Genomic DNA, 14,526 nt, shown 5'->3' with positions numbered 1-14,526 from the left:
GGTTGCATTCCGGTCACGCTTCGCAGCTGACGGGTGCACGGTCAAGCCCGCGCGGCACGTCCGATCCAGGCGCAGTCGTGACGCGTGGTGACGGAGTGACGCGAGAGGCAGCTCCTGGCGAGCTCAGGGGCGCTCGCGCAGGACGACCACCCCGCGCGCGGCCACGCGGTCGCCCACGGCGTGCTCGACGTCGCCGACGAGGTCCCGCCCCGCGGCGTGCAGGGGCAGGTCCTCGTCGGTGTGGTTGATCGCGAACAGCCAGCTGCCCGACGCCCCGACACGGCGGACGAGCTCGAGCCCGCCCGGCGCCTCGGCCAGCGGCGTGACACCGGCAGCGTCCAGCACCCGCGCCACGAGCGCCGCGGTCGACGGCACGTCGAGCCGCGTCGACAGGTACCAGGCCGCTCCCCCGCCGTCGACGGTCCGCCGGGTCAGGGCGGGACCGCCAGCGGACGGGCCGTCGGTATAGGTGGCCAGCACCTCGGCGTCGTCGGCCGTGAACCGCTCGGTCCACACCTCGCCGGACGAGCCGTCGCTGAGCCGCACGGACCCGCCCTCGCGCAGCGGAGCGAACTCCTCGACCCGGACGCCGAGCAGGTCCCGGAACGCGCCCGGGTAGCCGCCGAGCAGGACGCGGTCGTGCTCGTCGACGATGCCGGAGAAGTAGGAGACGAGCACCTGGCCGCCGCGCTCGACCACCGCCGACAGCCGGTCGGACAGGTCCGCCGGCGCGAGATAGAGCGTCGGGACCAGGACCACGTCGTAGCCGTCGAGGTCCGACGTCGCGGGGACCACGTCGACCGCGACCCCGGCGTCGAGCAGCGCTCCGTGCAGCGCCCGGGGCAGGTCGAGGTACCGCAGGTCGACGGTCGGGTGCGCCTCGAGCTCGCTGGCCCACCAGGCCTGGGTGTCCCAGAGCAGGGCGACGCGGGCCTTCTCGACGACGCTGCCCCGCACCTCGGCCAGCCGCCCGAGCGTGGCGCCCAGGTGGGCCACCTCGCGGAACAGCTCCGAGTCGGCGCCGGCGTGCGGCACCATCCCCGAGTGGTACTTCTCGGCACCCGCACGGGACTGGCGCCACTGGAAGAACAGGACGCCGTCGGCGCCGCGGGCCACGTGCTGCAGGGAGTTGCGCAGCAGCTGGCCCGGCTCCTTGGCCAGGTTGCGGGGCTGCCAGTTCACCGCGCTCGTCGAGTGCTCCATGAGCACCCACGGGTCGCCGCCCGCCAGCCCGCGCGCGCGGTCGGCGCTGAACGCCAGCTCCGCCCAGCCGCGCGGGTCCTCGGCACCCAGGTAGTGGTCGTTGGACACGATGTCGATCAGCGGCGTGGCCTGCGTGTAGTCGATCTGGTGAAAGTCGCCCATGACCATGTAGTTGGTGGTCACCGGCAGGTGCGGCGTGACCTCGCGCAGCACGGCGGCCTCGGCGTCGAGGTGCGCGACGAAGGCGTCGGAGGAGAACCGCTCGAAGTCCAGCCGCTGGCCCGGGTTGGGGATGGTGGTCGTGCGGCGCGGCGGCAGCACCTGGTCGAGGCTCGCGTACCGCTGGCCCCAGAACGCGGTGCCCCAGGCGAGGTTGAGCGCGTCGACGTCGGCGTACTCCTTGCCCAGCCAGTCGCGGAACGCCGCGGCGGACACGTCGCAGTAGCAGCGGCCGTTGTGGCAGGCCAGCTCGTTGGAGATGTGCCACATGGCCACCGCGGGGTGGTGCCCGTAGCGCTCGGCGAGCACGCGGGCGATCCGGGTGGCGTGCTCCCGGATCACGGGCGAGGAGACGCACCACGACTCGCGGCTGCCGTGGGTGTACCGCAGGCCGTCGGCGTCGACCGGCAGCATCTCGGGGTGCGCGAGGTGCAGCCAGACCGGGGGCGCGGCGCTCGGCGTGGCCAGGTCCACGCGGATCCCGGCCTCGTGCAGCAGGTCGAGGATGCGGTCCAGCCAGCCGAAGTCGAACTGGCCCTCCGCCGGCTCCAGCTGCCCCCAGGAGAAGATGCCGAGGCTCACCAGCGTGACGCCGGCCTCCCGCATGAGCGCGACGTCGTCGGCCCACACCTCCTGCGGCCACTGCTCCGGGTTGTAGTCGGCGCCGAACGCGATGCCGTCCGTGGGCCACGGGCCCGTCCAGCGGCTCATCGGGCCACCGCCACGAGCACGTCCCACGAGCCGAGGCTCAGCGTGGACCCCTGCGCGACCGACGGCCCGGCGGCGTCCGACGGCGGCGGGTCGGCGGGTGCGGCACCCCGGGGGGCGACGAGGACGTCGAGATCGGTCGGAGCAGTCACGGTGGCGGCCTCCCAGGACCAGTTGTGCACGACGTGGACGCGGGTGCCGTCCGGTCGGGTGGAGCTGTGGACGGTGACGCTCGGGGGCAGGTCCTCCCAGCCGGCGAGCGGGGCGGGCACCAGCCAGTCGGCCAGCGACCGGGCGAGCTCCAGGCCGGGCACGGTGCCGACGACCGTGATCCGACCGGCGCCGTGGGACCGCGTCGTGGCCGCCGCCCAGGCGCCCAGGTGCGGGTGCTCGTAGGTGGCGAGCACGTCGGCGCCGTCGGCGACCAGGCACTCGGCCCACGCGGTCGCCTCACCCGCGAGCGCCCCGGTGACCGGCACCGGCTCGGCGAGGTTGCTGAACTCCTCGTACCAGGCGCCCGCCGCGGTGGACAGGCGCGCGGGCTGCACCTCGGCGCGGGCGCGGCCCTCGTGGTCGGCGTAGCCGGTGCGGGGTCCGACGACCAGGTGGCCGCCGGCCTCGGCGTACCGGAGCAGCCACGCGAGGTCCGCGTCGGACGCGGGGTAGTAGCCGGCCGCGACGAGCACCGGGTGGGCGCCGACGACGGCCGCCGGGTCCTCCGCGAACAGGTAGCGCGGCCGGACCACGCGCACCTGCAGGCCCGCGTCGAACGCGCCCCGGTAGAACGCGCTGACGATCCGGGGGTAGCTGTTCGGGTCCGCCGTGCCGTCGGGCTTCTGCAGCGGCGGCTGGGCGGCGAGCGCGAAGCGCGACTCGGTGGACGACAGGATCGCGATGTCGGAGTCGGGGACGGCGTCCGCCAGCTCCCCGCCCACGCGAGCGAGCTCCGCGCCCAGCAGCGCGAGCTCCCGGTACGGCCGGCCGGGCACCCCGCTGTGCGGCAGGACGCCGCCCCAGTAGGTCTCGGCGCCGTAGTGCAGCGTGTGCCAGTGCCAGTACTCGACCATCCGGGCACCGCGCGCGACGAGCGCCCAGGCCGACTGCCGCCACTGGCCGGGGTAGGCGGGGTTGTTGGTGCTGGGGCCGCCGATGGACTGCGCATTGGTCTCCGTGACCAGGAACGGCTCGCCGCGGCTGGAGAACATGGCGTCGCCCACCTGGAACAGCGCCCACGTGCCGTGCGCGGTCCAGAACTGCGGCACGGTCGACGTGCTCGGGTGCGCCAGCGAGTCCTGCATCCCGTAGTACGCGTTCCCGCTGGTCACGTCCAGGACGGAGGCCAGGTCGACGTCCTCCAGCGCCGGGCGGTCGTACGCGATGCACGTGGTCACCCACTGATCGGGCCGGGCCAGCGCGCGGACAGCCTTCGCCTGCCAGTCGATCATCTCGGTGGTCAGCGACGCCTGGAACCGGCGCCACGCCAGGTCGTACTGCGGCTGCACGTTCCCGTCGGGGGTCCACAGGTCCGCCCACGTGGACAGCCGGTGCGACCAGTACACGAGCCCCCACTCCCGGTTCAGCGTCTCCACGTCCCCGTACGTGTGCCGCAGGTGGTCGACGAAGCGCTGGAACACCCCCCGGTTGTGCAGCAGGTGCAGCCCCGGCTCGTTGTCCACCTGGAACCCGACGACCGCGGGGTGGTCCCGGTACCGCTCGACGATCCGGGTGAGGATCCGCTCGGCGTGGAACCGGAACGCGGGGTGCGTGATGTCGGTCTCCTGCCGGGCGCCCCAGCCCATCGGCTGACCCGTGCGGAGCTCGCCCGCGACCTCCGGGTACCGGCGGACCAGCCACATCGGGAGCGCGTACGTGGGCGTGCCCAGCACCACGTCGATGCCGCGCGCGTGCGCCCCGTCGAGGACGGGCTCGAGCCAGTCGAGCTCGAACCGGCCCTCGTCGGGCTCCCACGTGGACCACACCGACTCCCCGACGCGGATCACCGAGAACCCCGCCGCCTGCATCAGGTCGAGGTCGCGCTCCAGGGTCTCGGGATGGGGGTCGTCGCCCGGCCCCGCGTACTCGTAGTAGTACGCGGCGCCGAAGCGGACTCCATCGTGCTGGGCAGCCATGTGACTCTCTCCGTGGTGGTGCGGGCTCTTCGCTGTGCTGGTGGGGACCGTCAGCGCCCTGGGGGTGGTGCGGCCGTCGTCTCCCGGACCACGAGCTCGACCGGGACGTTCTCGCGGCGGTCCTGCCGCCGCGGGTTCTCGATGGCGTCGATGAGCATCCCGACGCCGAAGGTGGCCAGGTGACCGAGGTCCTGGCGGATGGTGGTCAGCGCCCGTGCCAGGTAGGCGGCCTCGGGCACGTCGTCGAAGCCGACGACGCTCACGTCCCCCGGCACGTCCCGGCCGGCCTCCATGAACGCGCGCAGCAGGCCGATCGCCATCTGGTCGTTCGCGACGAACACCGCGGTGACCGTCGGGTCGGCCGCCAGGTGCACGCCGGCCTCGTACCCCGAGCGCGCACTCCAGTCGCCCAGGAGCACGGGCGGCTGCGGGGCGCCGGCAGACTCGAGCATCGAGCGCCAGCCGTCCGTGCGCAGCCCGCTGGACCGCCAGCCAGCGGGACCGGAGACGTGGTGCACCGTGCGGTGGCCCAGGCCGAGCAGGTGCTTCACCGCCTGCCGACCGCCCGACGCCTGGTCCGCGTCGGCGACGACCTCGTTGGCCGAGATGCCGTACCGGCCGGACAGGCTGAGCACCGGGAGGTCTCCGATGGCACCGGGCGCCAGGCTGAACGGGCCGACCGGCTCGTTGACCACGATGCCGTCCACGCCCTGGTCGACGAGCTCGTGCAGGGACCTGGTGATCGACTCCGGCTCGTCCTCGAGGGTGTTGATGACCGACATCGAGTAGCGGGCGCTGCGGATGGCGTGCTCCGCGGCGACCATCAGCGCCGACGGGCCGTAGTCGGTGGATCCGACCGAGAGGACGCCGATGGTCCGGCTGCGGCCGAGCACGAGGTTGCGGGCCGCGCGGTTGGGCCGGTAGCCCAACGCGGTGATCGCCTGGTGCACCCGGCCGCGGACCTCGGCACTCACGTGCGGGTCCCCGTTGATCACCCGGGACACCGTCTTCTGCGACACCCCGGCAGCGCGGGCCACGTCCATCGCCACGACCGGACGGGGCTTGCTGGTGACGGTGCGGTCAGTCACGGCGAGGTCCCCTTCGCGACGGCGGTGTCGGATGACTACGCAGTCAACGCCACGCCTGACTACGTAGTCAAGCGAGCCAGGTCATCGGAGTGCAACGGCTTAGTGCCGCCGCGGCGACCCGAGCGCAACCGCAGCCACGGTCCGCGTGCGGTCCCGCTGGGTCGCGCGCGCGAGTTCGTGAGTTTGAGGCGAGTTCGTGAGTTGCAACTCACGAACTCGACAGTCACTGCGCGGTTGCGGGTGGCGCAGGTGAGGAGGCGGCGCTGACGCGTGCGGCTAGCGGCGGCCGCGGCGGCGGAGGTCGGCGCCGGCGGGCGGCACCGCGGCCGCAGCGGCGGGGGCGCAGGCTCGGCGTGTGGGGCTCAGGGTGTGCGGCGGCGGAGCGTGGCGCTGCCCACGAGGAGGGCTCCCACGATGAACCCCGCGATCACCCCGACGTCACCGCGCACGTCGGCCCAGGCCCCGCCGGCCGCCAGCTGCTGCATCGCATCGAGCGCGTACGTCAGGGGCAGCACGCGCGACAGCCACTCCAGGACGACCGGCATCTCGTCGCGCGGCATGAGGATGCCGCAGGTGATCAGCTGCGGGAAGAGGACCAGCGGCATCAGCTGCACGGCCTGGAACTCGGTCCTCGCCAGCGCCGACGCCCCCAGCCCGAGCGCGCACCCGAGCACCGCGTCCAGCACCGCGACGAGGACCACCAGCCCGATCGGCCCCGCGACGTCCATGCCGCACACCCACACGGCGAACCCCACGATGACCAGCGCCTGCACGGTGGCCAGCACCGCGAACGCCAGGGCGTAGCCGACGACCACGTCGCCGCGCCCGATCGGCAGGGTCATCAGGCGCTCGAGCGTGCCGGAGATGCGCTCCCGCAGCGTGGCGACGCTGGTCACCAGGAACATCACCATCATCGGGAACAGCCCGACCAGCAGCGGACCGAACTGGTCGAGCACCGGCGTGTCGTCGAACATCCAGGCGATCAGGCCGATCAGCACGCAGGGCAGCAGGATGACCAGGGCGATCGTGCGCTTGTCGTGGCGCAGCTGCGTGAGCACGCGGCGGGCGGTCGCGGCGGTGAGCGCAGCGGTCATCCCGCGGCCGTGCTCCTGACGGGTCGCCGTCCGGGTGTCCGTGGCGACGCTGTGGGCGTTCATGCGACCGCTCCCTTCGCTGCGTCGCGGGCCACGGCGTCGTCGACGAGCGCGAGGAACGCGCCCTCGGCATCAGCGGCGCCGGTGCGCGCGAGCAGCTCGTCCAGCGTGCTGTCGGAGAGCACCGCGCCGCCGCGCAGCAGGATCAGCCGGTCGCAGCGGGCCGCCTCGTCCATCACGTGGCTGGACACCAGGAGGCTCACACCGGAGTCCGCGAGCCGGTGGAACAGGTTCCACAGGTCGCGGCGCAGGACGGGGTCGAGCCCGACGGTCGGCTCGTCGAGCACCAGCAGGTCGGGCCGGCCGAGCAGGGCGATCGCGAGCGACACCCGCGAGCGCTCCCCGCCGGACAGGGTGCCGATCGACTGGTCGGCGTGCTCCACGAGGTCGACCTCGGTCAACGCCCGACGGATCCCGTCGGCGTCGACGCCGAGGATCGCCGCCGCGTACCGCAGGTTCTCCGTGACGGTGAGGTCGCCGTACACGCTGGGCGACTGGGTCACGTACCCGATCCGGCGGCGCAGCGGAGCCGACCCCGCCGGCTGGCCCAGCACGATGACGGTCCCCCCGTCCACGATCTGCGCGCCGACGATCGCCCGCATCAGCGTCGTCTTGCCGCTGCCGCTGGGACCGAGCAGCCCGACCACCTGGCCGACCGGGACGGTCAGGTCCAGCGACTCGATGACGCGGGTGCCACCGCGCACGACGCGGAGCCCGACGACCTCGATCGCACTATTCCCCATGTGAGGAATTGTGCTCCTCGCCGGACGATCGGCACAAGGCGCTACTGCGTCGACTCGACGATCACCGCGCGAAGCCGCTCGATCGCCGCCGGGTCACCGTCGCGCTCGAGCGCGTCGATGCCGCCGCGCCCCCAGAGCCACAGCTCCAGGTCCCAGGCGGAGCCGGACACCGTCGCCGTGACGTCCTCGTCCTCCCCCTCCCACGGCGCACCGCCGACCAGCTCGGCGCACTCGTCGTCGTACTGCTTGCCGCTGGCCGGAGACGTGCCGTGGAACCGCCCGAACGCCATGACCCACTCGCGGCCGGCGTCGGTGGCGTGCAGCCGGACCCGCTGACCGTCGGGGGTGAACGTCGCCCACTCCGGCAGCCCGCTGACCATGACGCCGAGCATCTCGTCCACGCCGTCGGCCGCGAGCACGACGCCCGGATCGGTGACGGGCAGCCCGGCGGTCTGCTCGGCGTCCACCCGGTGCACGAGCGCCTCGTGCGACTGGCGCCGCAGCACCCAGCCGACCGTCCCACCGACGGGCGACCAGGACCAGCACGGGTCCGCCGGGTCGTGCGCGGCGATCGCGGTCAGCAGCGCGCCCGTGCGGGTGCGCAGGAACGCCACGAGCTCGTCGTCGGGCAGGCGTTCCGTGTCCTGCGCGTCGTCGGGACCCGCGGGGGCGTTCCCGACGATCTGCGACCAGAAGTCCTGCACCTCCCCCAGGTGGTAGGCCAGGTCGGCGGTGCTCCAGTCCGGGCACGCCGGGACCTGCGCGGACAGCGGCGCCTTCTCGAGCGCGTCCGCAGCGCGGGCCGACTCCTGCCCGATCACGCGTTCGTAGTGGTCGAAGGAGAGGTCGACGGTGTCCATGCCGCGCACGCTATCGACCGGCACCGACAACGGCCTCCCGGCTACCGTGGCGCGTGCTCACCTCGATGCTCCGCCGCCACGGTCCCGCGATCGCGCTCGCCGCCCTGCTGGGCACCTCCGGCGTGCTGCACCTGCGCCGGCCGGGCATCTTCCGGCCGCTGATCCCCCGCTCCCTGGGCAACCCCGACCCGTGGGTTCTCGGGTCCGGGGTGGCGGAGATCGCCTGCGCCACCGCCCTGGTCGTGCCCGCGACGCGACGGCTCGGCGGGCTGGCGTCCGCGGCCCTGCTGGTGGGCGTGTTCCCCGGCAACGTGACGATGGCGGTCCGGTCCCGGCCGGACGCGCGCGGCTGGGCGGGCCGGCCGGTGGTCGCCTGGGCTCGCCTGCCGCTGCAGGTGCCGCTGGTCGCGTGGGCGGTCGCCGTGGCCCGGCAGCCTAGGTGAGCGGCCCGGACAGGTAGCGCTGCAGCGTGGGCCCGACGAGCGCGACCACCTCGTCGACGGGCATCGAGGCGAGCGGCTCCAGCTCCAGCACGTGCCGGGTCATGAGGACGCCGACCACCTGCGACGCGACCAAGGAGACGCGCAGCTGCTGGTCCGGCGGTGCCAGCACCCGTGCCACCTGGCCGAACACCTCACGACCGACGTAGCCGACGAGCGCCTCCGCCTGCAGCTCGCCCGCCGTCATCCCGGCGAACGCGACCCGGAACGCCACACCGCCGTCCGCCTCCCAGACCCCGAGCACGGCGGTCAGCAGCCGTGCACCCAGACCGTCGACGCCCGACGCCGTCAGGCCGGCGACGATGACCGCGGGGTCGGCGCCAGCAGGGATCATGCCCGCGGCCAGCAGCTCCGACTTGTCGCGGAAGTAGTGCCGCACGAGGGCAGGGTCGACCTCGGCGCGGCGCGCCACCGAGCGGATGCTGGCACCCTCGAACCCGCGCTCGGCGAACTCGTCGCGCGCGGCGGCCAGGATGGCACCGCGGGTGTCCTCGCCCGCGGGCCGACGACCGCGGCGGCGCCCCAGGCTCGAGGTGCCGTCGTCGGTGTCGGTGGACATGGCCCCAGCGTACGGAGCCGCGTCAGGACTCCGGAGGTGCGCTGCGCTGGGTCGGCACCTCGGTGAGCGTCGACCGGTGGCGGCCGGCTGCCCAGCGCTGCTGGTGGGCGATGACGGGCGACGCGACCGCGGACACCATCGCGACGGCGACAGCGGCGGCCGTGCCGGCGAGCTGGAGGACGGTGGCTGCCAGACCGCCGGTGACGAGCGCGGTCTGCAGGGAACGACGGACGAAGGAACGCATGGCGGACTCCTCAGCGAGGTGCGGACGGATGCGGGGGTGATCGCGCAGCAGCGCGACGAACCCGCTCACGCCGGGGAGTCAGGGACCTCCGGGCCGGGGGCGGACGGGGGTGCGGGACAGGGGCTGTCGCGGGTGGTCGTTCCGCGCAGCGCGGGCGGCTCGACGCCGGCCGGGACGTCACCGTCGATGCCACCCCGACCGGCGCCCGGCGAGGCGCTGCCGGAGACCGGCAGTCCAGCGCCCTCGCCGCCGGGGAGGTGGGTGGGTCGGTGCGGACCGCGCGCGGGGGCGACCTCGGCGGCGGCCACTCCGGCATCGTCGAGCTCGGCGCCACGCTCGGAGGTGCTGCCCGCGCCGGTCACCGCGGAGGTCACGCCGGCACCCGGGCTCACCGGGGTCGGCTCGACCGCGGCGGGCGCGACCGCGCTGGTCGCAGGGGTGGGCACGGCCGTCACCGGATACTCGGCGTCCGTGCCGCGAGCGGGGCCGTCGGGGGGCACCAGCGCACCGGTCACCGGCCGGAGAGCTCGGGTCACGGGGTCGAGCGCCTTCGTGACCGGGTGGAGCGTCTGCCGTACCGGCTCGAGCGCTCTGGTCACCGGCCCGAGCGCCCTCGTCGCCGGGTCGAGGGCCTGCGTCACCGGCCGGAGCGAACCCGCCACCGGTGCGAGCGCGGCCGTCACGGGGGTGAGCGCGTCCGCCACCGGCGCGAGCGCCGACGTCACGGGGGTGAGCGCGTCCGCCACCGGCGCGAGCGCCGACGTCACGGGGGTGAGCGCGTCCGCGGTCGGCCGGGCGCCGGCGACCACCGGAGCCGCGACCTCGGCCACGTGCGCGAGCACCGGAGCCGCCGGGGCGGCGACCACGCCCACGGCGTCGGCCACGGGCGCCACGGCACCGGCGACCGGTACGGCGACCACGCCGAGGACGTCGGCCGCGTCGGCGACGGGTGCAGCGACCCCGCCCACGAGGTCCGCCACGGGTGCGCGGTCGGCGACGACCGTCAGCAGGCCGGTGACCGTCGCGACGTCGCCCTCCGCCGGCGTCTCCGCATGTGCGGGCTCCGCGGACCACAGCGCCGAGCCGAGAGTCACGAGGAGGCCCGCGCCGACCGCGAGGAGCGCACGGAGCAGCCAGGTCCTCCCCGACACCCCCTGCACGTCCACCGTGGTCCCCCGTCGTCGTGCGATGTCATGACGCTAAGCACCAGAGTTGCGCGCGGCAATAACTGGGGATTTCCTCACCCGTTCGGAGGAATCGGTCAGAACCCCTGCGCCAGGCGGAAGTAGACCTGGTTCCAGCGCACCTGGTCGCGGAAGCCGCGCCGGGTGGTGTCCTCGTCGATGACGAGCAGCTCGGTGCGGGCGATCTCCGCGAAGTCCTCGAACGCCTCGACACCGACCGCGGTCGTGAGCACGGTGTGGTGCGCTCCCCCGGCGGTCAGCCAGGACTCCGCGGACGTGCGGAAGTCGGGGCGGGGCTCCCAGACGGCCCGCGCGACCGGCAGGTGCGGCAGGTCGGCGGTGGGCGGGACGACGTCGACCACGTTGGCGGTGAGCCGGAAGCGGTCGCGCATGTCGGCCAGCGAGACGACGACGCCCACGCCGGGATCGGCGTTGAACACCAGGCGGACCGGGTCCTCCTTGCCGCCGATGCCGAGCGGGTGGATCTCCAGGGTCGGCTTCGACGTGGTCAGCGTCGGGCAGATCTCGAGCATGTGGGCGCCGAGGATCCGCTCCGAGCCGGGAGTCAGGTCGTAGGTGTAGTCCTCCATGAGCGACGCGCCACCGGGCAGGCCCGCGCCCATCACCTTGGCGGCGCGGACGAGGATGGCCGTCTTCCAGTCACCCTCGGCGCCGAACCCGTAGCCGTCGGCCATGAGCCGCTGGACGGCCAGGCCCGGGAGCTGGCGGAGGTCACCGAGGTCCTCGAAGTTCGTCGTGAACGCCTTGGCCCCCAGCGACTCGAGGAGGGTGCGCAGCGCGATCTCTTGGCGGGCGCCGTAGCGCAGGGACTCGTGCCGGTCGCCGTCCGCCCGCAGCTCGGGGACGACGTCGTAGAGCTCCTCGTACTCGGCGACGAGCGCGTCGACGTCTTCCGACGCCACCGCGTCCACGGCCGCCACGAGGTCGTTGACACCCCACGTGTTCACCGAGACGCCGAACCGCAGCTCCGCCTCGGTCTTGTCACCCTCGGTCACGGCGACGTTGCGCATGTTGTCGCCGAACCGGGCGAGCTTCAGCTCGTGCGTGGCGGCCCAGCCCGCGCACGCGCGCACCCAGGTGTCGATCGACGCGACGACGGCCGGGTTGGACACGTGCCCCGCGACCGTCTTGCGCGCGGCGCCGAGCCGGGTCGCGATGTACCCGAACTCGCGGTCGCCGTGCGCGGCCTGGTTGAGGTTCATGAAGTCGAAGTCGATGGTGTCCCACGGCAGCTCGACGTTCGCCTGGGTGTGCAGGTGCAGCAGCGGGGTGCGCAGCGCGTCGAGCCCCGCGATCCACATCTTGGCCGGCGAGAACGTGTGCATCCACGCGATGACCCCGATCACGGAGTCGTCGGCGTTGGCCTCGAGCGCGGCGCGGCGGATCGCGTCGGAGTCGGTGAGCACCGGCTTCCAGACGAGCTTCGCCGGGAGCGTGTCGCCCAGGACGCGGGCGATCTCCTGCGACTGCGTGGCCACCTGGCGGAGCGTCTCCTCGCCGTACAGGCCCTGGCTCCCGGTGAGGAACCAGATCTCGCGGTCGGCGTAGGGCTTGGTCATGAGTCGCTCTCCGGGGTGTGGGTGGGCTGCTGTCCGTAGACGTTCTGGTAACGCGCGTAGAGGGAGTCGATGTCCGACTGCGCGATCGGGATCGTGTCGCCCAGCTGCCGTGCGATGTGCACGGTGCGGGCGACCTCCTCGACCATCACGGCCGCCTTGACGGCGGCCTTGGCGTCGCGGCCGATGGTGAACGGCCCGTGGTTGCGCATGAGGACCGCGGGGCTGCGGGAACCCTGCAGGGTCTCGACGATGCCGCGGCCGATCGAGTCGTCGCCGATGAGCGCGAACGGGCCGATCGGCACGTCACCGCCGAACTCGTCGGCCATCATCGTGAGCACGCACGGGACCGGCTCGCCGCGGGCGGCCCAGGCGGTGGCGTACGTGGAGTGGGTGTGCACGACGCCGCCGACGGACGGCATGTGCCGGTACACGTAGGCGTGCGCGGCGGTGTCGCTGGACGGTGCGCGGGTGCCGTCGACCAGGTTCCCGTCGAGGTCGCAGACGACCATCGCCTCCGGGGTGAGCTCGTCGTACGTGACCCCGGAGGGCTTGATGACGAACAGGTCGGCAGGACCGGGAGCGGAGCCGACGACCACCCGCTGCGACACGTTCCCGGCGGTCCACACCACCAGTCCCCAGCGCGGCAGCTCGGCGTGCAGCTGCGCGACGACGGTCCGCGTCTGCTGGACCAGGTCCTCGGTGCTCACAGCGCCTCCACCGCGGCCTGCTCGATCGCCAGCCCGGCGCTGTAGCGCTCGAGGTACGCGTCGAAGCCGCGGACGTCGTCCTGGCCCGGCGCGACCGTCTCCGAGACGGCGTCGCCGAACACGCGGGTGGTCAGGTGCGTGCTCAGGTCCTGCTCGTCGGCCGCGCTCAGGTACGCGGCGAGCACCGCGATCCCCCACGCGCCGCCCTCGCCCGCGGTGCTGCCCACGGTGACCGGTGCGCCGACCGCCGCGGCGAGCAGCCGCTGCGCCACTCCGGCGGTGCGGAACAGACCGCCGTGCGCGTACATCGCGTCGAGCTCGACGCCCTCGCCCCGCAGCACGCGCATGCCCAGGCTGAGCGTGCCGAAGGCGCTGTAGACCTGGGTGCGCATGAAGTTGGCCAGGGTCAGCCGGCTGTCGGGGGTGCGCACGAACAGCGGCCGCCCCTCGGACAGGCCCGTGATCGGCTCGCCCGACAGGTAGTTGTAGGCCAGCAGCCCGCCGCCGTCGGCGTCGCCCGCCAGCGCCTCGCGCAGCAGGGCCCCGAACACCTCGTCCGGGCCGGTCGGCTGCCCCAGCGCGGTGGCGAACTGGCCGAACAGCTCGGCCCACGCGCCGAGCTCGCTGGCGCCGTTGTTGCAGTGCACCATCGCGACCAGGTCGCCGCCGGGCGTGGTGACCAGGTCGAGCTCGTGGTGCACCTGCGTGAGCGGCTTCTCCAGCACGACCATCGCGAAGATGCTCGTGCCGACGCTCACGTTGCCGGTGCGGGGTGYGACGGAGTTCGTCGCGACCATGCCCGTGCCCGCGTCGCCCTCGGGCGGGCACAGCGGGATGCCCGGCTGCAGCGTGCCCGTCGGGTCGAGCAGCGCGGCGCCGGCCTCGGTCAGCCGACCGGCCTCCTGGCCGGCGAGCAGGATCTCGGGCAGCAGCGGCGCGAGGTCCGCGCCCGGGTAGGTGGCGAGCATCGTCGCGTCGTAGGCGTTCGTGGCCGTGTCGATCGGGAACATGCCCGAGGCGTCGCCGACGCCCAGCACCTTGCGGCCGGTCAGCCTCCAGTGCACATAGCCGGCCAGCGTGGTGAGGAAGCGGACCTGCGGCACGTGCGGCTCGGCGTCGAGCTCGGCCTGGCGGAAGTGCGCGATCGACCAGCGCAGCGGGATGTTGTGGCCGAACAGCCCGGTCAGCTCCTCGGCGGCGCGGCCCGTGGTCGTGTTGCGCCAGGTGCGGAACGGGACCAGCAGCTCGTCGGCCTCGTCGAACGCGAGATAGCCGTGCATCATCGCGGAGATGCCGATGGCCTGCAGCCGCGCCGGACGCACCCCGTACCTCTGCTCGGTCTCGGCCAGCAGCGCGGCGACGGACTCCTGCAGCCCGGTCCAGACGGCATCCAGCGAGTACGTCCACACGCGGTCGACGAACTGGTTCTCCCAGTCGTGGCTGCCGCTGGCCAGCGGAGCGTGGTCGGGACCGATGAGGACGGCCTTGATGCGGGTGGAGCCCAGCTCGATGCCGAGCGTCGTCGCGCCGGACTCGATGGCCGTCCGGGGGTCGGTTCCGGGGGGATCGACCGTCATCACGCGGCTCCGCTCTTGCGACGAGGACCGCGGCGGACGCCAGCGGCCGGAACACATGTTAGCGCTAACAT

General features: G+C 73.7%; 13 protein-coding genes. 1 reads left to right on the top strand and 12 read right to left on the bottom strand.

Annotated features, from left to right (window positions below; genetic code table 11):
* Nucleotides 1–123: 123 nt before the first annotated feature.
* From AC1DXT_RS10340 to AC1DXT_RS10315, 6 genes are all read right to left on the bottom strand, one after another.
* Nucleotides 124–2,133, bottom strand: coding sequence for a beta-galactosidase (locus tag AC1DXT_RS10340; protein WP_477061269.1), 2,010 nt, complete (start codon nt 2,131–2,133; stop codon nt 124–126).
* Nucleotides 2,130–4,259: a beta-galactosidase gene (locus AC1DXT_RS10335; protein WP_477061268.1), complete on the bottom strand. Its 2,130-nt coding sequence runs from the start codon at nt 4,257–4,259 to the stop codon at nt 2,130–2,132. The genes AC1DXT_RS10340 and AC1DXT_RS10335 overlap by 4 nt, the downstream gene beginning before the upstream one ends.
* 50 nt (nt 4,260–4,309) lie before the next feature.
* Nucleotides 4,310–5,347 (bottom strand): LacI family DNA-binding transcriptional regulator, encoded by a 1,038-nt coding sequence (locus tag AC1DXT_RS10330; protein ID WP_477061267.1) that lies wholly within the window; start codon nt 5,345–5,347, stop codon nt 4,310–4,312.
* Between the two features lie 362 nt (nt 5,348–5,709).
* On the bottom strand, nt 5,710–6,441 hold the full coding sequence (locus AC1DXT_RS10325; protein ID WP_477061630.1) for an ABC transporter permease: 732 nt from the start codon (nt 6,439–6,441) through the stop codon (nt 5,710–5,712).
* 59 nt (nt 6,442–6,500) lie between these two features.
* Nucleotides 6,501–7,244: an ABC transporter ATP-binding protein gene (locus tag AC1DXT_RS10320; protein WP_477061266.1), complete on the bottom strand. Its 744-nt coding sequence runs from the start codon at nt 7,242–7,244 to the stop codon at nt 6,501–6,503.
* 41 nt (nt 7,245–7,285) lie between these two features.
* On the bottom strand, nt 7,286–8,104 hold the full coding sequence (locus AC1DXT_RS10315) for a maleylpyruvate isomerase family mycothiol-dependent enzyme (protein WP_477061265.1): 819 nt from the start codon (nt 8,102–8,104) through the stop codon (nt 7,286–7,288).
* Between the two features lie 53 nt (nt 8,105–8,157).
* On the opposite strand from AC1DXT_RS10315, the gene AC1DXT_RS10310 reads away from it, so the two are divergent.
* Complete coding sequence (locus tag AC1DXT_RS10310; protein WP_477061264.1) at nt 8,158–8,547, top strand: DoxX family protein; 390 nt, start codon at nt 8,158–8,160, stop codon at nt 8,545–8,547.
* Here the strand turns inward: AC1DXT_RS10310 and AC1DXT_RS10305 are convergent.
* From AC1DXT_RS10305 to AC1DXT_RS10280, 6 genes are all read right to left on the bottom strand, one after another.
* Nucleotides 8,540–9,163, bottom strand: coding sequence for a TetR/AcrR family transcriptional regulator (locus tag AC1DXT_RS10305; RefSeq protein WP_477061263.1), 624 nt, complete (start codon nt 9,161–9,163; stop codon nt 8,540–8,542). The two genes, AC1DXT_RS10310 and AC1DXT_RS10305, sit on opposite strands and share 8 nt — an antisense overlap.
* Before the next feature lie 22 nt (nt 9,164–9,185).
* Entirely contained in the window at nt 9,186–9,407 is a 222-nt protein-coding gene (locus AC1DXT_RS10300) for a hypothetical protein (RefSeq protein ID WP_477061262.1), read from the bottom strand.
* Nucleotides 9,408–9,472: 65 nt separating this feature from the next.
* Entirely contained in the window at nt 9,473–10,558 is a 1,086-nt protein-coding gene (locus AC1DXT_RS10295) for a ribosomal eL19 family protein (protein WP_477061261.1), read from the bottom strand.
* 110 nt (nt 10,559–10,668) lie between these two features.
* Nucleotides 10,669–12,171: an L-arabinose isomerase gene (gene araA, locus AC1DXT_RS10290; RefSeq protein ID WP_477061260.1), complete on the bottom strand. Its 1,503-nt coding sequence runs from the start codon at nt 12,169–12,171 to the stop codon at nt 10,669–10,671.
* The gene (locus tag AC1DXT_RS10285) at nt 12,168–12,878 is read right to left on the bottom strand and encodes an L-ribulose-5-phosphate 4-epimerase (protein ID WP_477061259.1); all 711 of its coding nucleotides are present in this window, start codon (nt 12,876–12,878) and stop codon (nt 12,168–12,170) included. The genes araA and AC1DXT_RS10285 overlap by 4 nt, the downstream gene beginning before the upstream one ends.
* Nucleotides 12,875–14,455, bottom strand: coding sequence for a xylulokinase (locus AC1DXT_RS10280; RefSeq protein ID WP_477061258.1), 1,581 nt, complete (start codon nt 14,453–14,455; stop codon nt 12,875–12,877). Before AC1DXT_RS10280 ends, AC1DXT_RS10285 begins: the two co-directional genes overlap by 4 nt.
* Between the last annotated feature and the right edge of the window lie 71 nt (nt 14,456–14,526).

This window comes from Cellulomonas sp. P1_G12_2, from assembly GCF_056405535.1.
This window is presented reverse-complemented; position numbering and strand designations above follow the sequence as displayed.